Annotated in this window: 13 protein-coding genes and 1 pseudogene; 7 read left to right on the top strand and 7 right to left on the bottom strand. The window is 69.9% G+C overall.

What is annotated here, in order from left to right; translation table 11 throughout:
- Positions 1-568 (bottom strand): annotated as a pseudogene (locus tag D7Y11_RS08990) (hypothetical protein); the annotation flags it as partial.
- Positions 569-680: 112 nt separating this feature from the next.
- Here D7Y11_RS08990 and D7Y11_RS08985 point away from each other — a divergent pair.
- Positions 681-1,475: a DNA alkylation repair protein gene (locus D7Y11_RS08985; RefSeq protein WP_121752630.1), complete on the top strand. Its 795-nt coding sequence runs from the start codon at positions 681-683 to the stop codon at positions 1,473-1,475.
- Between the two features lie 52 nt (positions 1,476-1,527).
- Here the strand turns inward: D7Y11_RS08985 and D7Y11_RS08980 are convergent, their stop codons facing one another.
- A complete protein-coding gene (locus D7Y11_RS08980) occupies positions 1,528-2,844 on the bottom strand; it encodes a hypothetical protein (protein ID WP_233607245.1) in 1,317 nt (438 codons plus the stop codon).
- 135 nt (positions 2,845-2,979) lie between these two features.
- On the opposite strand from D7Y11_RS08980, the gene D7Y11_RS08975 reads away from it, so the two are divergent.
- Positions 2,980-4,026, top strand: a complete 1,047-nt coding sequence (locus D7Y11_RS08975; RefSeq protein ID WP_121752632.1) for a hypothetical protein — start codon at positions 2,980-2,982, stop codon at positions 4,024-4,026.
- A gap of 39 nt (positions 4,027-4,065) precedes the next feature.
- Here the strand turns inward: D7Y11_RS08975 and D7Y11_RS08970 are convergent, their stop codons facing one another.
- Both D7Y11_RS08970 and D7Y11_RS08965 read right to left on the bottom strand, forming a co-directional pair.
- Positions 4,066-8,805 carry a translocation/assembly module TamB gene (locus D7Y11_RS08970; protein ID WP_126933484.1) on the bottom strand — a complete coding sequence of 1,580 codons (4,740 nt, stop codon included), beginning with the start codon at positions 8,803-8,805 and terminating at the stop codon, positions 4,066-4,068.
- Complete coding sequence (locus D7Y11_RS08965) at positions 8,802-10,973, bottom strand: outer membrane protein assembly factor (RefSeq protein ID WP_233607244.1); 2,172 nt, start codon at positions 10,971-10,973, stop codon at positions 8,802-8,804. The genes D7Y11_RS08970 and D7Y11_RS08965 overlap by 4 nt, the downstream gene beginning before the upstream one ends.
- Before the next feature lie 166 nt (positions 10,974-11,139).
- Between D7Y11_RS08965 and D7Y11_RS08960 the strand changes: the two genes are divergently transcribed.
- On the top strand, positions 11,140-11,454 hold the full coding sequence (locus D7Y11_RS08960; protein ID WP_126933483.1) for a hypothetical protein: 315 nt from the start codon (positions 11,140-11,142) through the stop codon (positions 11,452-11,454).
- A 55-nt stretch (positions 11,455-11,509) separates the two neighbouring features.
- Here D7Y11_RS08960 and D7Y11_RS08955 read toward each other — a convergent pair whose 3' ends face one another.
- The 3 genes from D7Y11_RS08955 to D7Y11_RS08945 form a co-directional block, all read right to left on the bottom strand.
- Positions 11,510-13,063, bottom strand: a complete 1,554-nt coding sequence (locus D7Y11_RS08955) for a 4-alpha-glucanotransferase (protein WP_121752634.1) — start codon at positions 13,061-13,063, stop codon at positions 11,510-11,512.
- A gap of 214 nt (positions 13,064-13,277) precedes the next feature.
- The gene (locus tag D7Y11_RS08950; protein ID WP_120575311.1) at positions 13,278-14,186 is read right to left on the bottom strand and encodes a hypothetical protein; all 909 of its coding nucleotides are present in this window, start codon (positions 14,184-14,186) and stop codon (positions 13,278-13,280) included.
- 103 nt (positions 14,187-14,289) lie between these two features.
- Positions 14,290-16,020, bottom strand: coding sequence for a hypothetical protein (locus tag D7Y11_RS08945; protein ID WP_121752635.1), 1,731 nt, complete (start codon positions 16,018-16,020; stop codon positions 14,290-14,292).
- A 311-nt stretch (positions 16,021-16,331) separates the two neighbouring features.
- On the opposite strand from D7Y11_RS08945, the gene D7Y11_RS08940 reads away from it, so the two are divergent.
- The 4 genes from D7Y11_RS08940 to D7Y11_RS08925 all read left to right on the top strand — a co-directional run bounded on the left by D7Y11_RS08940 (position 16,332) and on the right by D7Y11_RS08925 (position 18,953).
- On the top strand, positions 16,332-16,916 hold the full coding sequence (locus D7Y11_RS08940) for a DNA-3-methyladenine glycosylase (protein ID WP_126933482.1): 585 nt from the start codon (positions 16,332-16,334) through the stop codon (positions 16,914-16,916).
- Positions 16,917-16,951: 35 nt separating this feature from the next.
- A complete protein-coding gene (locus tag D7Y11_RS08935; protein ID WP_120575309.1) occupies positions 16,952-17,581 on the top strand; it encodes an RNA polymerase sigma factor in 630 nt (209 codons plus the stop codon).
- 65 nt (positions 17,582-17,646) lie between these two features.
- A complete protein-coding gene (locus D7Y11_RS08930; protein ID WP_014399836.1) occupies positions 17,647-17,886 on the top strand; it encodes an anti-sigma factor in 240 nt (79 codons plus the stop codon).
- Positions 17,883-18,953, top strand: coding sequence for a radical SAM protein (locus D7Y11_RS08925; RefSeq protein ID WP_120575308.1), 1,071 nt, complete (start codon positions 17,883-17,885; stop codon positions 18,951-18,953). Before D7Y11_RS08930 ends, D7Y11_RS08925 begins: the two co-directional genes overlap by 4 nt.
- Positions 18,954-19,027 lie beyond the last annotated feature (74 nt).

Raw genomic sequence — 19,027 nt, 5'->3', positions numbered from 1 at the left:
GCCCCCACGGCCCCGCGAGCCCCGCCACGCGCTGGACCACCGGCAGCGCGCGGGCGAGCAGCGGACCCGCGCGGCGCAGCGCCGCGGCCCCCAGCTGGCCCGCCCGTCGCACTCCCCGGGCGATGCCGCGCGCGGCGCTGCGGATGCGCCGGGTGATGCGGCCGAGGAAGGCCTCGGCGTCATCCGCGTCCATGGACTCCAGCACGAAGGGGTTGAGCGTCCGCGCGAGCGTCACCGCGGCGGCGCCCGACACGAGGCGGTTGCTGGTGGCCGGCATGAACAGACCGCTGGCCGGGCTCGCCTCGAACCCGTCGAAGCCGTCCTCCTCCAGGAAGGCGTCCTCCGCTTCGGCCGCGGCGAACAGCTCCTCGAAGCCGTCATCCTCGAAGCCCGACGGCTCGAAGCCCGAGGGCTCGAAGGGGTCCGTCTCGAAGCCCTCCGCCTCGAAGCCCTCCAGGTCGCTGAACTCGTCCGCCAGGTCCTCCAACTCCTGGAGGGCATCCGGGCCCTCCCAGGCGTCCATGGCGTCGAGGGACTCCACATCGGACATGTACTCAGCGCTGGTCATCGCTTCCCCCTCGCAGGTGAGACCTCCACCCTTCACGGGCCGCAAGTTGGAGAAGGGCCACGGAGAGTGACAGTCACTCGTTTGAGCTAGTGCTGGCAGAATCCCGCGCGACATGACCTTCGAAGAGACGATGCGGGAGCTGGAGCGGCTGGGCACGGCGCAGACGCGGAAGACCTACCTGCGGCACGGAGCTCCAGAGCCTGTGTCCGGTGTGAACTTCGGTCCGTTGGGGGTGTTGAAGAAGCGCATCGGCACGGACGGAGTACTCGCCCGGGCGCTCTGGGCGTCCGGCCACACGGAGGCGCGGTTCCTGGCGACGATGGTGGTGGACGCGCCCGAGATGCCCTGGAAGGAACTGGACGCCTGGGCGAAGGGGCTGGACTGGTACGGGCTCACGCCCGTCTTCGTGGCGAACGTGGTGCTGCGTTCACCGCATGCGGTGAAGGCGCTGACGTGGACACAGTCGAAGTCCGAATGGGTGGGGCAGGCAGGGTGGCAGAGCCTGTCCGCGCTGCTCACGAAGACCGCGCTGCTCGCCGGGGAGGACCTGCTGCCTTGGCTGAAGCGGATTGAACAGGAGCTGCCGGGCGCGAAGAACCGCGTCCGCGAGGCGATGAACGGCGCGCTCATCGCGGTGGGCGGCTCCTCCGGAGGCGCGGTCCAGGCCGCGGCGCTCGCGACGGCGAAGCGGCTGGGCAAGGTGGAGGTGGATCAGGGCGACACGGCCTGCGAGACGCCGGATGCCACCGAGTACATCCTGAAGATGCAGGCCCGGAAGGACGCGAAGGCCAAGGCCCCGGCCAAGAAGCCCGCTGCCAAGAAGGCTCCGGCCAAGAAGGCTCCGGCCAAGAAGGCCCCGGCCTCCAAGAAGGCCCCGGCCTCCAGGCGCACGCGGGCCCGGGCCTGACCTGGCGCGTGCGCCCGGCATGGAGGCCGGGCGCACGGCACCACTCACCGGCTCAGTTCTTCACGCACGCGGCCTGGCCACCCGCGTCCTTGTACGCCTTCACGCGCTTCACCAGGTTGCCGCCGTCCGACTCCGGCGTGGTCTGCTCGTAGTTGCCCGCGCCGAAGAGCATGCCCACGCCGCCCGCCGCGGCCACTTCGCCCGGGTGCGTGAGGAAGTAGTCCACGCGGTTGTCGCGCCACTTCTGGTTGCTGTTGGGCAGGGACATGTTGCCCACCGGCAGCTGCCACCAGATGTGCGGCTTGCCCAGCCGCGTGGAGACGGCCTTCGCCCAGGTGAAGGCCTGGTGGAAGTGCGGCAGCTTGCGGTTCTCCGGATCCCACCAGGCCGCGCTGCCCGTCGTCTTCTCGTACCAGCCCGCGTCGCGGTCGGACGCCTCCACCGTGACGAAGTCCGTGTCGCCCGCGCCCACGGACAGGAGGAAGTCCGCGACCTTGTTCGCCTCGCCTGCCACGTCGAACGACGCATCCGTGTTCTGGGACACGTCCGTCTTCGTCGCCCACGCGCTCGCGTGCAGGCCCACCTTCGCGTTGGGCGCGTACTTGCGCACCATGGCGATCATGCACTTGCCCAGGCCCGCCCCGTTGTTCTCCTGGCTGCCGCAGTCCGTGGGGTTCGCCGCCTTCACCGCGACCGGCGTGGACTGCGCCTTGCCGTCCTTGGGGAAGAACTGGAGATAGGCCCACATGTCCGGCTCGATTTGCAGCAGCGCCTTCTCCTGGCCCACCTGCTTCAGCAGGAAGCGCCAGTCCGCGAGGTAGCGCCCCAGGAACGCCGAGTCGTTGAGCGCCTTCAGCTGCTGCTCGCCCTCCGTGTAGCCGCTGGCCTGGAAGGCCTCGTAGTAGGTGATGAAGGGAATCTGCCCGTTCGTCTGCGCGGCCTTGATGAAGTCGCGCACGTAGGCACCGGGCGGCTCCTGGTCGTACTGCCAGCAGCCCCACCACCCGCAGCCGCCACCGCTGTTGGAGCATGACGCGCCGTCGGACGTGCACCCGGACGCGCACGAGTTGCACGCGTCCTTCGAATCGAACAGGCCCGCCGCGATGTAGAGGTAGCGCACGTCGAAGGGCGCGGCCTTCGCGGTGTCGTCCTCCATCTGCGCGCCCACCAGCACCGTGCTCTTGCCCAGCGTGGTGAGGAACTTCGCGCCCAGGCACTCCGAGCCGTCGCCCGGCGTCACCCCGGGCCCATCCGTGCCCGGCCCGGGCTCACCCCCCGGCTCACTCGAATCCGAACAGCCCGCCACGGCCAGCAGGCCCGCGGCGAGGAACGGCCAACACTTCCGACGAAACAGGGCAGGGGTCCGCATGATGTCCAGAACTCTACTCCGCCCCCGTCCTCCCATGCCCCTCGCCGCTGGGAGCTTTTCCTAGCCTTGCCGGAAAGTCTTGAGTCACGCTCGCCCCACCGGCCCACGGCCGGCCTTCCCCCCGAGGTGTGCGTGATGAAGCTCCGTTTGTGCGTGTTGCTGGTACCCGCGCTGCTGGCGGCCGGCTGCGGTCCCCTGGAAGAAACCCCCGAGCCGGTCATCGACGAGCTGACCGGGCAGGTGCTCCAGGAGGCGACGACGAAGTACGACATGCACCGCCTGTTGGAGGACTCGGACGTCACGGGTGGGGCGGGCATCACGCCGGCGCAGGTGCAGGCGTTCCTCCAGCAGCAGGGCTCGTACCTGGCGGGCTACACGGACCCGGCCTACGGCAAGACGGCGGCGACGCTCATCGTGGAGCGCTCGCGCGCGAGCAACATCAGCCCGCTCTACATGCTGGCGCGCATCCAGGGCGAGTCCAGCCTCATCCAGAGCGGCACGTCCACCAACCTGAGCAAGGCCACGGGCTGTGGCTGTCCGGACGGCAGCGGCTGTGACGCGCAATACGTGGGCTTCGGCAAGCAGGTGGAGTGCGGTGCGAAGAAGATGCGCGGCTACCTCACCGACCTGGAGGCGGGCCGGGCCACCATCTCCGGCTGGAAGACGGGCGTGACGAAGTCCACGTCGGACCCGTGCTCGGTGAAGCCGGTGAACCACGCCACCGCGGCGCTCTACACGTACACGCCCTGGGTGGGCGCGTACGCCATCCAGTGCGGCCGCACGACGGTGGGCGGCTCGTCGCTGATGGCGTCCATCTACAACCGCTACAAGACGGCGTACGCGTGGACGCTCAACTCCACGGAGGGCTGCTTCTCCGGCACGGTGGACGCCACGGTGCCGGAAGGCTCATGCGTGCAGAGCTCGTCGGACGCGCTGTGGCGCCAGTGCTCGCAGGGCGTCTTCATTGGAGGCACCACCGCGAAGCCGTCCAACTGCAACGTGTCCTTCCCGTTCTGCGCCTCCACGCGCCTGGGCAGGAGCGTGCCCCTGCGCACCTGCGTGCAGGTGAGCAGCACCCTCTGGCAGCAGTGCGGAGCGGAAGGGACGTGGCGGGACGCGCCGGGCGCGGGCTCCACGGGCGTGGGGCCCATGGGCACGTGCTACGCGGCGTATTCGCTGTAGGGCAGTCCACCGCCGCCCGGACGCGCTACGTCCGGGCGGTCAGTATTCCTTGGTCCAGATGAGGTCCAGGCCGCCGGAGCGCGCGTCGCCGTACATGCCTTCCAGGCTCCAGCGCGGGCTGAAGAGGTACTGGAAGCGCACGGCGTTGGCGTTCTCGCCCTTCTGGAGGTTGGCGCCCACGCGGCCGGTGTAGCCCACGTAGATTTTGTCCGTCACGTACGTGCCCACCTCCAGCTTGGTGCCGGCGATGCCGCTGTCACCCGCTTCGATGGAGAGCACGTCCAGGGGCAGCTTCGCGGCAATGGCCTTGCGCGCCTCGTTGGCGACGAACGAACCCACCACCGACGCGGCCTGCGCGCTCGCGTTCATGGACGCGCCGGAGCCGCGCTCCAGCGTGCGCCGGCCGGTGGCTAGCAGCGTGTAGATTTCAGACTCCGGCAGGGCCGGGTCGCTCGTCGTCTTCAGCGTCACCTCCTTGCCCTGGCCTCGCACGGTGACGAAGACGGTGACGTTCGCGTTGTCGTTGCGGTGCTCGGCGGTGACGTTGATGTACGGCATCATCACGGGGCCGGTGAAGCGCACCTGGCTGTCGCGCTGCACGTCGAAGCGGCGGCCCAGCACGTCCACGCGGCCCAGCAGCACCATCACCTCGCCGAACATGCGCGCCTCGTTGGCGTATTCGACGCGGAAGCCCTCGGACAGGCCCAGCTGGACGTTGAGGTCCGTGCCGCGCACCCACAGGTTGCGAGGCGCGTTGATGTTCACCCAGAACTGACGCTGCGGGGGGCCCTCGTCCTCGCCTTCCTCCGCCAGGGCCTCCGCTTCCGCCTGTGACGTGGGGCCGCCCGCGCCGCCGCTGCCCAGCGTCGACTCCGGGTTGCCGGGCATGCCGGGCGAGTCCGGCGCGTTGCGCGGATTTTCCGCCTTCGGCGACGTGGCCACCTGCGTGGGCGCCTTCTCCTTCTTCTTGCGCTTGTCCACCGGCACGCCGTTGCGGACCATCACCACGTCCACGGGGCGCTCCAGGGGTTGCAGGTCCTTGCGCTTGGCCTCCGGCAGTTCGACGTGCGCCTCCGGGATGGACAGGTCGCTGATGTTCACCAGCCGCTCGGTGAGGCTGCCCTTCATGGACAGGTTCAGCGTCACGAGGGCCATGAGCTGGTCCTCCACCACGATGGGCAGGTTCTTGGTGTGGCCCTTGCCCTCCAGCACGAACTCGCCGCTCTTGCCCTGGCGGTTCGCGGTGGCCGTCAGCTCCAGCGTGCCGTTGCCGGACTTCGCGGTGAGCTTCTTGAGGTCGATGCGCTCCTGCGACGCGTTCAGCGCGAGCTGGATGTCGTGGTACTCGCCGAAGCCCTGCAGCCCCAGCCGGCCGTCCTTCCACTGCAGGTCGCCCTTGAAGGTCGGCGCGCCCACGGTGCCGCCCAGGTTCGCGTCCGCCTGCATGAGGCCGCCCAGCGAGCGCACATACGGGGAGATGCCGGAGAGGAACGTCGGGTCGAAGCGGCGCGCGCGCAGCGACACCTCCACCGGCGCCCGCTCCGCCTTCTTCGCCGGCCCCTGCGCGGACTGGAACGCGGGCAGCGACAGGTCCAGGTCCATGGTGCCGCCCAGGAGCAGCGACCCGCCGCCGGGCGCGGTGAGCATCGCGTCGAAGAGGGACTTCGCCTGGGAGTAGGAGTAGTGCAGCCGCGCCTGGCCCAGCGCCGTCTGCGCGACGCCCAGGCCCTGCATGCCCGCGTTCAGCTCCAGCTCCGGGGCCTCCGGCGTGCCGCGCGCCACCAGCTCCATGGACAGCACGCCCTGCGGCCCGCGGTTGCCCTGCGCCGGCTCCACCGCCATGCCGGGAATCTCATTCAGGGGCACGGGCCCCACGCGTCCCTTCATGCGGAAGGGCACGCGGCTGACCACCTCGCGGTCCTGGAGCGCGGCCAGCGGCGCCATCACACGCGCCTCCAGCGTGGCCAGCGGCCCATTGGGGCGCTGCACGTCCAGCGTCAGCTTCACGTCTTCGGTGCCCGCCAGCGCCAGCGCGGTGCCGTTGAGGGGCGGCAGGCCGTTGGCGGTGACGCCCTTGGCCTGCATCTCCACGCGGCCCTGCGGCGCGAGCGCGGAGCCGCTCACGTCCGCCTTCAGCGTCACCGTGCCGCCCGGCTTGTCCACGCCCTCCGCGCCTTGGAGCAGCGTCAAGGGCAGCTCCGCCACCAGCGCCTCCAGGTGCAGCGGCGCCTCCAGCGCCTGCGCGGGCGTGGGCGGGTTCGCGATGACGCCGCCCAGCGTGAAGGGCGTCTTCACCAGGACGTAGGCCCGCGGCGCCACGCCCTTCACGTCCATCCGCGCGCTCAGCGTGGCGTCGTTCGCGTCGGAGTTCGCGTGCAGTTCGAAGCCCAGCGCCTTCGCGAAGAGGGCCTCCGGCCGGCCGGGGTAGCGCAGGTCCGCGCCCACCACCTTCAGGTCCAGGCGAGGGTCCTTCGCGGAGCCGTCCACCACCAGCGTGCCGGTGACCTGACCGGAAGGGCCGGGTGGCTGGTTCGCCAGCTTCAGCACCTCCGCGACGTCCAGCTTCTCCAGGTTCACCGTCAGGGACAGCGGCTCGTTGCGCCGGCGCAGCACACCCTGCACGGGCACGTCGAACTTCGAGGACACGCGCGCCGCGTTCAGCTCCGCGCCCAGCGTGCCGGTGGCGCGGTCCTTCACGTATCGCGCCTTCACCTGGAGCCCCAGGCCCTCGTAGCCGCGCGCCTTGCCATCCGCGAGGGTGAGGTCCACGTCCGCGTCCGGCCGCGCCATCCGGCCCTTCGCCGCGACATGTCCGGACAGCGTGCCGCCCAGGCCCAGGTCCTCCGGCACCGCGATGCGCGGCAGCTTCGACAAGTCGAAGGCGCCCAGGTCGATGCGCGCGTCCACGCGCTCGCCGTCCTTCACCGCGGCGATCTTCAAGGTCTGCGGCCCCGACGCGAGCGCCAGCGGCGGAGCCAGCGCGATGCGCCCGCCACCGAAGGCCAGGTGCGTGGGCTGCTGGAGCGTCCAGGTGGCCTCCGGCCAGGACAGCGAGAAGGCGCGCATGGCCAGCCCCTCGTTGTCCTCGTCCACCGTGCCCTCCACGCCCAGCGCGAGCTTCGCGTCGCCGTCCACGCGCACGCTGGCCTTCAGCTCGCGGTTCTCGCCGGTGGTGAGCGCCAGCGACAGGTCGCGGAACGTCTTGCCCCCGGTCTTCAGCTCGCTCACCAGGACGGTGGCGTCGGTGGTGAGCGGACGGGTGACGTCCGGCACGCTCGCCTTCAGCGACAGGTCCTGGATGGCGATGTCGCCGTAGTTCAGCGCCACGAAGTTGCCGTCCGCCTTCACCCCCGGCGAGCGCGGCGGCCCCTTCACCTGGAGCTCCAGCGAACCGCTGCCGGACATGGGCGGCACGGTGCCGCCGGGCAGCAGCTTGTCGAGCGCCTGAGACAGGAGCTTCAGGTTGCCCGCGGACAGGCTGCCGCGAGCCTCCAGCGCCTTCGAGGTGCCTTCGCCAGACGCGACGAACGCCGCGCCCGGCATCATCACGCGCAGGTTGGCCACGTTGTAGCGGCCGTCCTTGGCGCTGGCCTTCATTTCGATGGGGCCCACCGACTGCCCCCGGAACTCGGACGGGGTCACCGTGAGGGCCACGTCGCCGTCCAGCGTCTCCACGCTGTCGCCACCGCCGTGCGCGATGAGGTCCGCGGCGATGTTGGTGGGGATGCCGTTCTCCATCAGCTCCGCCAGGTTGACCCCGCGCGCCTTCACGGTGGTCTCCGAGGTGCGGAACGTCTTGAGGTTCACGTCGCCCGTGAGGTCCAGCGTGGCCTTGCCCGCGGACGCGCCCAGCTGGGCCTTCGCGAGGTCTCCGTCCATGGACGCGGTGCCCTTCGCCTCGATGGGCACCACCAACGGATACGCGGGCACGAAGGCCTTCACCGGCTCGGGAGGAACGGCCAGCCGGCGCAGCTCAACGGCCGCGGCTGTCTCACCACTCTGCTTCGCGCCCAGGTCCGCCTCGATGCCCGCGAGCCCCAGCTGCGCGTCCACCTGGCGCACCACGTCCTTGCCCTGTCCCTTCAACACCAGTCGCACCGGGCCCTTGAGCGGAAGGGTGAGGCCGCCGGTGGCTTGCAGGTCCGCGGCGAAGTCCATGTCCGCCAGCGCGTAGTGGCCTTCACCCTTCGCGCCGAGCTCCTCCAGGCGAACCTGTCGCTCGCCGCCGTCGGGCAGCTCCTGCCGGAAGTCCACGTAGCCGTGGCTCAGCTCGAAGTCCTTGAGGTGGATGCGCAGGGCGCTCTTGCTCTCAGTGGGCGGCTCCTCGGGCTTGGGCTCCCGGGGCTCCAGCGCGCGCATCAGGTTGAGGCCGCGCTCGTCCTGCACCAGGTACAGGCGGGGCGTCTCGATGCGGACCTTCGTCAGGTCCACATGCTGGCCCAGCAATGGAGACAGGTTCAGCCGCGCCTCCACGCGGGCGATCTCCGCCGCCAGGTCGCCTTCCGGTGTGTAGAGCTTGATGCCGGTGAGGACCGCGCCGTTGAGGTCCAGGTCGAACCCGCCCAGCTCCAGCCGGCCGGCGAACTGCTTGTTCGCCAGGTCCACGCCAAAGCGGGCGATGCGGGCGGAACCCCCGGGACTGGTGGCGTACACGAGCACGCCCGCCACCAGCAGGACGATGAGTCCCAGGAAGCCGAGCAGGCCCCACAGGAGCCGCCGTCCCCAGCGCTTGCGCCGGTGGGGCGGGGCGGTGGAGGCGGGGGTCGTGGGTTCGCTCAAAACGCCTCTCCGATGGAGATATGGACCGCGCAGAGCCCTTCCGGGGCACCCGCGTACGCTGCCTCGGCGGACGTCGAGGTCTTGTCGAACTTGCGTCCGAAGCCCAGGCATCCACCAGAGGACGGATAGATGTATCCGGGATCGCTGACGGGCAATCCCCGCCCGATGTTCAAGCGCCTGGCGATGTCCAGTCGGATGGGGCCCACCACCGTGAGGTAGCGCAGGCCGGCGCCCAGCGCGTGGTAGTGCTCGGGACCGAACAGCTTGGGGGCGTTCTTGCCGAACAGCGCCTCCGTGCCCACGAGGCCGGAGTCATAGAAGATGGCGAGCATCAGGCTGTCCGTGAGCATGTAGCGCAGCTCCACGGCGCTCTCGAAGAGGCTGTTGCCGCCCACGGGCACCGTGTCCCAGGAATCCAGGATGGGGTTGCCGTTCGCGTCCAGCAGGACGTTGCCGTCGTCGTCCTTCTTGTAGGTGGGCGCGAGCGGCGTCATGGGGGACAGCCGCTGGCCGTTGAAGCCGCGCATCGCGGTGGCGCCGCCGGAGAAGAAGCGGGTGACGATGGAGCTCTGGCCGCCGCCCGCCGGGTTCAGCGTGCCCGCGCGCAGCTTCACCGCGAGCGTCAGGTCCTTCTTGTCTCCAAGGGAGTGGTAGTAGCGCAGGTCCGGCAACAGCCGGACGTAGTCGTACTGCCCGAAGAAGGGGCCGCCGCCCTTCTGGATGGAGAAGCCCAGGTAGTAGCCGTCGCGCGGCTCGGTGCGGTCGTCGCGCCGGTCCCAGGCGAACGCTACCTCCAGGAAGCTCAGCGCCTGGTCGCACCGCCCCGCCGTGTTCGGGCAGCCCAGGATGATGGGCGGGACGCTCTCGTCCAGGCTCACCTGCCCCGTCAGCCGGTAGAGCTGCAGGTTGTATGAGGGGAAGACGGAGAAGGACGGGTGGGGCGTCCAGATGACGCCCGTCTTGAGGTAGCCGCCGTAGAACGAATAGGCCTGCTGGAGGCCCTTCTCCGCGGTGACGGAGGCCTGCAGGGCCACGTCGCGGAAGAGGAAGCGCGGCTGCTCGAACTCCGTGGTGAAGCTGAAGATGGGGGCCTCAGCGGAGCCTTCGTCGTTGCGCAGGCTCGCCAGCACGTTGGGGATGAACGCGTAGCCCAGGCGTCCGCGCAGGGTGAGCCTTCGCAGGCCGCCGCGGAAGTTGCGGTTGGTCCACTCGCCCAGGACGCGGCCTTCCTGCCGCGCGGCATCCACGCCGATACCGCCGCCCAGCCGCAGCGAGTGGAAGGGCGACTCGCGCACGTCCACCACCACCGGCACCGTGGCGTTCTGCCGGTCCGGCGCGCCCCGGTTCACCTTCACCGCGCCGAAGACGCCCATGCGGAAGACGCGAGCCTGCGCCTCCGCCAGCGCCGCTTCACTGAAGTAGGCGCCCTTGATGACCGCGCCCTGCGCCTGCTCGATGATGCGGCGGGGCGGTACCTGCGGGTTCGCGTCCGTGGCGATGAAGATGTTGCCGAAGCGGTAGCGCAGGCCCGGGGCGATCTGCAGGTCCACCACGGCCTTCTGCGTGGCCACGTCCACGCGCACCTCGCCGCCCACCTCGGCCTCCGCGTACCCCAGGTTCTTGAGCCGCTGCAGCACCAGGTCCTTGGTGGCCGCCCACGTCTCCTCGCGGAACACGTCGCCGGTCTTCACCGGCAGCTCCTCCAGGATGCGCTCCCGCTCGCGCAGCGAGGGCTGGTCCTTCCCCTGGAGCAGGGGCTCCAGGCCGTGCGTTTCGATGCGGTCGATGAGGGTGGGCGCGCCCTCGTTGACCACCACCTTGAGGCGCACGGCCTTGTCGCCGTCCGGGATGACCTCGTTGGACTCCACCTGCGCCTGGTAGAAGCCCTCCGCCTGGTAGAAGCGCTCGATGCGGCGCAGGTCCGCCTGCCACGCGTTGGTGTCGAAGTAGTGCACCTTGCCGAAGGGCCAGAACGCGTACCAGGGCGTGGAGGACGTGAGGATGCGGTCCTTGATGTCCCCGTCGTCCACCTTCTTCGTCCCCTCGATGTCCAGGGACTTCACCTTCGGGCCGGTGGGCTGAGTGGAGGTGGTGGCGCACGCCGTCAGCAGCACGGTCAGCGCGAGGGGCACGGCGGAGCGGAATCGGAGGAGTCGGACGTCGGCCACGTCACGTTTCTTACTGGAAGGCCAGCCCCTGACGCGTTTCGCAATGTTTCTTTGTGCGGCGAATGTCGCATTCCGCGACCTCGGGGACGGGGTCAGTGTCCGCCAGCCCCCGCGCCCCGCCGTGGCGCGTGCAACCGGGCCCGGGGTGCGTCAGATTCGGGTCCCTATGGTCCGGCGAATCGCACTCTTGCTGTCGGCCACGCTGGTGCTGGTCACCGGCTGCGGCGTGAGCGAAGACGAAGTGGTCCAACTCAAGGAGGGAGAGAACCTCGCCGACACGCCCTACTGTGGCTCGGTCGGATGCGCGGATCCGCTCCGCTTCTGCGCGGAGCTGTTCCTGGAGTTCGGCCGCTCGCCGCCCCTGTGCGTCGTGGACAACATCTGCGACCGGTTGGAGTGCGCGAAGGCGGGCCGCCGCTGCGCCGTGTTCGACGGCTTCCCTGGCCAGGTGAAGTGCATCGAGGAAAACGGCCAGCAGTAGGCGGCCGTCGTCCTCGAACCCCGGGGCAGCGGTCCCCGGGGGCGGATGCTTCAGGCTACCGGCGCGACGAGGCGGTGAGCCACGCCAGGCGCTCCGCGGCGTCCTTCGTCTGCGGCTCCGTGAGCAGCGCATCCGTGTCCTGCGCGATGCGGTAGGCCCAGTTGGCGTCGCCCATGGTGCCGGGCAGGTTGATGCGGTCGCGGGTGCCCAGCACGTCCTGCCACGGCAGCACGCACAGGTCCGAGCCCGCGTTGAGCGCGGCGGCCAGCGTGGCGCGGTGGATGTCCGGGGTGAACTCGCGCGTCACCGCCACGCCCTGGAACTCAGGCCACGCGCGCGCGGCGTTCTGGCGCTCGTCGTCGCGCGCCTGCTCCCACCACTCCGCCTGCGGCTCCGTGTCGTGCGTGCCGGTGGTGACCAGCGACACGACGGGGAACTGGTGCGGGTCGCGGTAGGTGTTGTCGTCGCGCTCCCAGCGCAGCACCCGGTAGCCGGGCAGCTTCAGGTCCGCGAGGATTTGACGCACGAACGGGGGAATCACGCCCAGGTCCTCGGCGACGATGCCCGCGCCCTCCGACAGGAGCCGGAAGTGCTTCTCACCCTGGCGGCGCCAGGTGGGCTCGTCCCCGGGGACGAAGTAGCCGGTGGGGTTCTTCTCGTCGCGGATCCACTGGCGGAAGTAGCCCACCGCGTGGTCCACGCGGCGCAGGTCGTAGTAGCTGGCCGCCTTGGCCGCGCGCTTCTTCAGCCACGCGTAGTCGTCCTTCTCCATCGCGGCGAAGTCGAAGTAGGGCAGGCCCCAGTCCTGGCCCGTGGCGGAGAAGTCGTCCGGAGGCACGCCCAGGCGCGCGTCGCGGCGCAGGATGTCCGGGTGGGCCCAGCAGTCGGAGCTGTCCTGGCCGATGATGAAGGGCTCATCCCCGCACAGCAGCACGTCCTTCGCCTTCGCCTGCGCGCGGACCTGGTTCCACTGCGCTTCGGCCAGCCACTGGAGCCAGGCGTGGTAGCGCACGCGGCGCTCCATGCCTTCCTTCTGGATGGCGAGCAGCGCGTCCGGCTGGCGCGTGCGCAGCCCTTCGGGCCACTGCCACCAGGGACGGCGGTCTTCCTTCTCGCTGATGGCGGTGAAGAGGGCGTAGCTCTCCAGCCACTCGCCCTGCGCCTCGCGCCACTTCTGGAACTCCTGGGCGCGCGGCGTGCGCGGGGCCCACTCGTGCTTCTCGAAGTGGTCGAAGGCGCGCGCGAACGCGGCGTCCTTCAGCGGGAACACCAGGTCGTAGCGCACGCGCGCCGCGGCGCGGGCCTCCGCCAGCTGCTGCTTCTGCGCGTCGCTGAGCGAGCCCTCGCCGCCGGTGGCCTGGAACTCCGGCACCTGGTCCAGGTCGATGAACAGCGGGTTGAGACCGAACGCGGACCGCGTGGCGTACGGGCTGGGGTCGCCGGGCGCGGTGGGGAGCAGCGGCAGCACCATCAGCATGCGCTGACGCGCGGCCTTCATCCAGGAGAAGAGGCCGTCCATGGCACCGAAGTCACCGATGCCGAAGTCCGTTCGCGAACGCAGGGAGAAGAGGGGCAGCAGGAGACCGGAGAGCCGGCCAGGAGTGGACATGGTGCGGCACAATCTGCCCCAGCCCCGGGCCGGTGTGAACTGCCGTCGCCCGGGTGTTCACCCGTGCCTGCTTGTCTGGCTCGCGGAGGTTGTCTGGTGAAAGTTGGACGGGGCGCGGCGCCTTTCGGAAGGGGGGCGAAGTCCAGGCCGACCTCGGCGGCGTCCCCCCTGCCGTGAGCCCCGCCCCGGACTCGCTGGGGCGTGACCGGGTGTGTCATGTCCCCACGTCGCGCTGGCTGGCCGTGTCGGCCCCCAACTGGCGCGCAATCATGGAGACGATGCGCGCGGCGTCCTCGAAGCGGGAGCGCGTCACGCCGACGACGGTCTGGGGCCACATGCACTCCACGCGGCCGTGGGTGCACCGCACGACGAACGCCGTTCGTTGGAGCAGCAGCGCGCGGACCTCCGCGGGGAGCTGCGTCCGCACCCATCCCGAGGGGTCCTCGACTTGGAAGAGCGCCTCGAACGTTCGCGGGCCGGGCTCCCAGACCGGGTCCCAGCGAAAGGAGAACGGTTCCGCCATCTCGCGCGGCGACAGGCGGAACTCCACTTCCGTCGCGACCCGGGCCTGGACCCGCCAGTAGGCCAGGAGATGAATCATCCCAGGCCCCCGGTCATCGAACTCGCCGGATGAGGCCTGGAAGCTCTTGAAGTAGATGGTGAGCTCGACGCCATCCCTGGTGACGCACACTCGCTCGTGGCGCTCGGGCGCGCGCCCCTGTTCCGGATTTCGGAGCGAGTCCATCAGGCCTTGCGGCGTCGCTGGCACGACAGCCCCCGAGAAGGCGCGGGCGAGCGTGGGCAGAACCTGGTCCTCCGCGATGCGGTCTTCGTCCGGGATGGCGGCGTCGATGGCGGCGCGCAATCGCTTCGAACGACGGACCCGTTTGCGATCCCAGACGATGCCGTACCCGCCGACCCCGAGCGCGACGCAGCCCAGGGCGAGCTCCCCGGCGCTCACGTTCCCTTCGAGCAGGCCGATGAGGGGGACGAGGCCGTACAGGAACGGGAAGTACCCGGCGAAGAGCCCGAACACACCCTCCGGGCCAACGAACAGCGGCGCCTCCTTCGGCGTGCAGGCGGGAGGGACACCGTTGGGCGTGGAGTCGGTCTCTTCGGTCATGGAGGGGGCTTCTCTGCTCGTCTCCTGGGGGGCTCTGTCCACCTCGCGGTACTGCTCGAAGCACCACCCCGCCAGGGACTCAGGACGGGGTGGCGCGAACGCCTCAGAGCTGTGCGCCGAGCAGGTTCACCCGGCGCTTGCGGCTGCCGTCGGCGAACACCTCCACCGGCCAGCCGCTGCCTGCGCTCTCGCCGTTGGTGTACTTCCAGAACCGCATCAGGTTGCCCGGCTTGATGCCCCCGGCAGCGAAGCGCGGCACGGTGAGCGGCGCGGGAGCCCCGGTCACCGTCTGATCACTCACCTTCTTGCAGGCCCTCCGGTACCGCACGTTGCCTCCGGGCGTGACGTACCAGATCTCCTTCGTGTCGAAGCACTCGTACACCGGCTCCTTGCGCGTCTCCTTCTTGAACGTGATGAGCACCTGGTTTCCCTTGGGCGTCACCTTCGCCACGACGCCGCTGGGCAGCCGGGTCGGGTCCATCGGCGAGTCCTCGGTGTGCACGCTCATCCCCAGGCTCGGGAGCTGCACGGCGGGGCTCGCCAGGTCCGTGAGGCCGCTCGTGCCGCGGCTCTCGTTGGCGCCATTGACCATGCCCTGGACCGAGGCGGAGATGGGACCGCGCTGCACCAGGGTCCGACTCAGGTAGTACTCGAAGACCCGCTCCATCACGGGCGCCTCCTTGTCGTTGAGGCCACACAGGGTGAGGCCGTACGCGAGCGAGGAGCCGAGATAGCCCCCCATCGTCATCTCCTGCACGGAGGTGGAGGGGTTCGCCTTGGCGTGGTCTCGCGCCCAGCCCTGGAAGGCCGGGAACAATTGACTGGCGCAGCCGGTCATCCCTCCGGGCGTGTCCGTCCGCTTCGCCTCCAGGGCCAGCACCGACTCGAAGACGGCCTTGTTCGCGGCGGCCTCCCTGGCCCACTGCGCGCGGGCGGCCTCGGGGCCCTTGAAGAACATGGCGGCCACCGCCTTGTCCTTCTTCGCGGCGTCCTCGATGAAGCGCTGGCGCTCCGCGAACTCCGCCATGGCGCCGCGGAAGGTCAGCACCGCCCGCATCTCCGCCTCCTCGGGCAGGTCCATGGCCGCGAGCTGCCGCCGGAACGCCGCGTCATCCAGGGTGACGCCGGACGCGTTGACCCAGTTGCGGTAGTAGCGCAGGTCCTTTCGCGTGGACTCGCCCAGGGCGCGGAAGTTGGTCATCTGGGACTTCACGAAGACGGCCTTCGCGAGCTCGCTGTCGAAGCCACCCTCGTAGTCAACCACCCAGACCGCGGGCTCCTCGCGGCGATGCTGCGAGCCGAGCACCGAGCGATTCTCCTGCGTGTTCCAGTCGCCGCAGCCCACGCCGATGCGCTCGAGCGAGCGAATCAGGCGCAGGTTCTCGGGGCCGGTCGTGATGGGGGCCAGCTTCTGGCAGACGGGGTTGTCATTCATGCTGGGCGCCTGGTAGCGCCCGCCCTGTCCATACGTCTTCGCGGCCAGCTTCATCAGCCGCTCGTTGTCGGCGAGCGTGAGGCCATGCTGGTTGCTCAGGCTCTGCCGCACCGCCTGGACCCACGCGCGGCGCCCTTCGTCGCCAGGGCTCTCGCAGCTGTAGAGCACCAGGTCGCGCATCTCCCCCAGCGTCATCCCGTTGAAGTACCCCGACGCCAGCTCGAGGGAGTCGGGCGTGGAGGAGAGCTTCTCCGTCACGCCGTCGCACCAGGTCGGCGCGCCGGAGGGCACGGCCTCCGCTGGAGCGGCGGGTTCGACCTTGGGGGCCGGCGTCGCCGCGAGCGCGTCGCCGAAGCCTAGCGAGAGGAGGGTCGCGAGGAGGAGGTTCGCCTGTTTCATGGTTGCGGGGAGTCCTTTGCGGTGGGGGGGCGGTATCCCCAGGGGGCAGGAAGCGGCCGGGGACGCCCGATGGGTCGGGTGGCTTGGCGCTTCCAGGACTGGCTCGCCCCTCTCCAAGGCCCGATGCCCGCGAGGGGGATGGCTCCCCGTTTCGCTGAGCGTGTCGGTGGATTCGTACTTCAGGGATGGTTTGAAACGCAACAGTCGGGCCTGGATCCGCACAGGGCCGGCGGAAGGAAACCAGCCCCTTCGGAGGGTTGTGCATGAGGCCTTCCGCCATCATCCTCCGCGCCCGGACAAGCCCCTCGCCCATGAGCCCCCTTCCTCTGTCCTTCTACGCGCGGCCCACCCTGGAGGTAGCGCGCGACCTGCTGGGCACCCTGCTGGTGGTGGACGGCGTCCGGGGCCGGCGCGTGGGCCGCATCGTGGAGGTGGAGGCCTACCTGGGCGAGCACGACCTGGCGTGTCATTCGTCCAAGGGCCGCACGTCGCGCACGGAGGTGATGTTCGGGCCGGCGGGGCGCTCGTACGTCTACCTCATCTATGGAATGCACCACTGCTTCAACGTGGTGACGGACGCGCCCGGGGTGGCCGCGGCGGTGCTGGTGCGGGGTGTGGAGCCGGTGGAGGGCATCCCGCCCGGCGAGCGGACGGACGGGCCGGGGAAGCTGTGCCGGGTGATGGGGGTGAACCTGAACCATAACGGCCTGAAGCTGGACTCGGAGGGGCTGTACCTGTCGCTGGGGACGCCGGTGCCGGACGCGCGGGTGGAGCGGGGGCCTCGTATTGGCGTGGAGTACGCCGGGGCGTGGGCCGCTGAACCCTTCCGGCTGTGGGACCGGGACAGTGGACACGTCAGCCGCTTCGTCTCCCGGCGGCCTCGCCGTCGGCCTTGACGCGGAACCTTTCGACTGGTTGGGTGGGAAACGTCATGTCCCACGAGGCTCCCCAGGAAGAAGACCGGCAGGAAGAAGACCGGCGGCTCCTGATGCGGGCCCAGGACGGTGACGTGTCCGCCTTCGAGGCCCTCGTGGGCCTGCACCAGGACCGGGTGTACGGCCTGGCGCTGCGGATGACGCGCTCGGAAGCGGACGCGGCGGAAATCACCCAGGACACCTTCCTGTCCGCCTACCAACACCTGAAGGACTTCCGGGGCGAGGCGGCCTTCGGGTCCTGGGTGCACCGCATCGCGGCCAACCACGCCCTCATGCGCCTGCGTCACCGGCGGGTGGCCCAGGCGGCCGAGTCCGAGCTCCAGACCCCTGAATTCACGGAGCGGGGCACCCTGGCGGACTACCCCGTCTCGGACTGGAGCCGGGACGCCGAGGAGAAGGCGCTGGACGCGGAGCTGGGGCAGGCCATCCAGCAGGCGGCCGACCGGTTGCCGGAGGGCTACCGGGAAGTCTTCCTCTTGAAAGACGTGGATGGCCTCAGCTACGAACAGATCGCAGAGGTGACGGGGGATTCCATCCCCGCCATCAAGAGCCGCCTGCACCGGGCACGGCTCGCGCTGCGAGAAGCCATCGACCTGTTCTACAACCGGGACAATCGCGGGGTGTGAAACCCCCAGGGCGCCTCGGCATCTTCGAACAGGAACGAGGGGAGCCGCAGCCAGCCGAGGTTCGGATGTATACCTGCAAAGATTCCATCAACCTCCTGCTTGAGTTCCTTGAGGGCGAAATGCCCGAGGAGGAGGCGCGGCACCTGCAGGAGCACCTGTCGGGCTGTAAGCCCTGCGAGGAATTCCTCAGCACCTATCGGGCGACTCCCGGCCTGTGCAAGCGCGCCATGGCGCTGAAGATGCCTCGGGAAGTGTCAGCGAAGCTGACCGAGTTCCTGCGCTCGAAGATCAAGTCCTGCTCGTGAACCTGAAACAACTGTCGCTGCCGGAGCTGGAAGCAGCGCTCGCGCCGGCCCAGCCGTCCGCGACCGCGGTGCGCAAGGTGTTCGCGGGCGTCTTCGCCCACGCCCGTCCCACGGTGGATGCCGTCGCGCTGGCGCCCCAGGTGCCGCGCAGGGTCGCGGACCTGCTCCGCGCCCAGGCGGAGATGCCGTCCCTCAAGGTTGTGGAGCGGCGGCAGGCGGAAGACGGCTTCGTGAAGTACCTCTTCGAGTCGCCGCTGGGCGGCCGCATCGAGGCGGTGCGCATCCCCATCTTCGAGGAGAAGTACGTCGTCTGTGTGTCCAGCCAGGTGGGCTGTGCGCTGGCGTGCGACTTCTGCATGACGGGCAAGCTGGGCTTCCAGCGGAATCTCCAGACCTGGGAGATCCTGGATCAGGTGATGCAGGTGCGCGCGGAGGCGGACCGGCGCGTGGGCGGCGTGGTGTTCATGGGGATGGGCGAGCCGCTGCTGAACTACAAGGAGACCATCCGCGCGGCGCAGATCCTGTCGCACCCGGCGGGGTTCTCCATCTCCGGCACGGCCATCACGTTCTCCACGGCGGGGCACGTGCCCGCGATTCGCCGCTATACGAAGGAAGGGCACCCGTTCCGCCTGGCGTTCAGCGTGACGAGCGCCATCCCGGAGAAGCGCGCGAAGGTGCTCCCCATCGAGAAGACGCACCCGCTGCCGGAGTTGATTCAAGCCATCCGCGAGTACAGCGAGGCGCGGCGCGAGCGGGCGATGATTGCCTACGTGGCCATCCAGGGCTTCAACCTGGAGCGCGAGGACGCGGAGGCGCTGAAGGCGGCGTTCGAGGGCATCCCCATCAAGGTGGACCTCATCGACGTGACGGATCCGACGGGCAAGTACCTGCCGCCCACGGCGGAGGAGTTGAGCGCGTTCCGGGACCACCTGCAGATTCTGAAGGCGCCCATCGCGCGGCGCTATTCGGGCGGCAAGGAGATTGGCGCGGCGTGCGGCACGCTGGCGGCGAGCCAGTACGGCGGCACGGTGCTTCCGACGCCCGCGGCTTCGCCCCGGCAGGCCTGACGTCCGCTTCCGCGCATGTTCACCGCCGCGCGGCTGGTGGAGACCACGGGTTCCGCCGGGAGGGGAGACGACTT

It is taken from the genome of Corallococcus sp. AB018, assembly GCF_003986945.1.
Taxonomy (GTDB): Bacteria; Myxococcota; Myxococcia; order Myxococcales; family Myxococcaceae; genus Corallococcus; species Corallococcus exiguus.
The sequence above is the reverse complement of the archived record's forward strand: the minus strand, read 5'-3'. Positions and strand labels throughout refer to the sequence as shown.

What these genes read in the sequence shown, in the direction of transcription:
- D7Y11_RS08950 (WP_120575311.1), bottom strand. Translation starts at nt 14,186, where the DNA reads ATGACCGAAGAGACCGACTCCACGCCCAACGGTGTCCCTCCCGCCTGC.
- D7Y11_RS08945 (WP_121752635.1), bottom strand. Translation starts at nt 16,020, where the DNA reads ATGAAACAGGCGAACCTCCTCCTCGCGACCCTCCTCTCGCTAGGCTTC.
- D7Y11_RS08985 (WP_121752630.1), top strand. Translation starts at nt 681, where the DNA reads ATGACCTTCGAAGAGACGATGCGGGAGCTGGAGCGGCTGGGCACGGCG.
- D7Y11_RS08960 (WP_126933483.1), top strand. Translation starts at nt 11,140, where the DNA reads ATGGTCCGGCGAATCGCACTCTTGCTGTCGGCCACGCTGGTGCTGGTC.
- D7Y11_RS08940 (WP_126933482.1), top strand. Translation starts at nt 16,332, where the DNA reads ATGAGCCCCCTTCCTCTGTCCTTCTACGCGCGGCCCACCCTGGAGGTA.
- D7Y11_RS08975 (WP_121752632.1), top strand. Translation starts at nt 2,980, where the DNA reads ATGAAGCTCCGTTTGTGCGTGTTGCTGGTACCCGCGCTGCTGGCGGCC.
- D7Y11_RS08935 (WP_120575309.1), top strand. Translation starts at nt 16,952, where the DNA reads ATGTCCCACGAGGCTCCCCAGGAAGAAGACCGGCAGGAAGAAGACCGG.
- D7Y11_RS08955 (WP_121752634.1), bottom strand. Translation starts at nt 13,063, where the DNA reads ATGTCCACTCCTGGCCGGCTCTCCGGTCTCCTGCTGCCCCTCTTCTCC.
- D7Y11_RS08980 (WP_233607245.1), bottom strand. Translation starts at nt 2,844, where the DNA reads ATGCGGACCCCTGCCCTGTTTCGTCGGAAGTGTTGGCCGTTCCTCGCC.
- D7Y11_RS08930 (WP_014399836.1), top strand. Translation starts at nt 17,647, where the DNA reads ATGTATACCTGCAAAGATTCCATCAACCTCCTGCTTGAGTTCCTTGAG.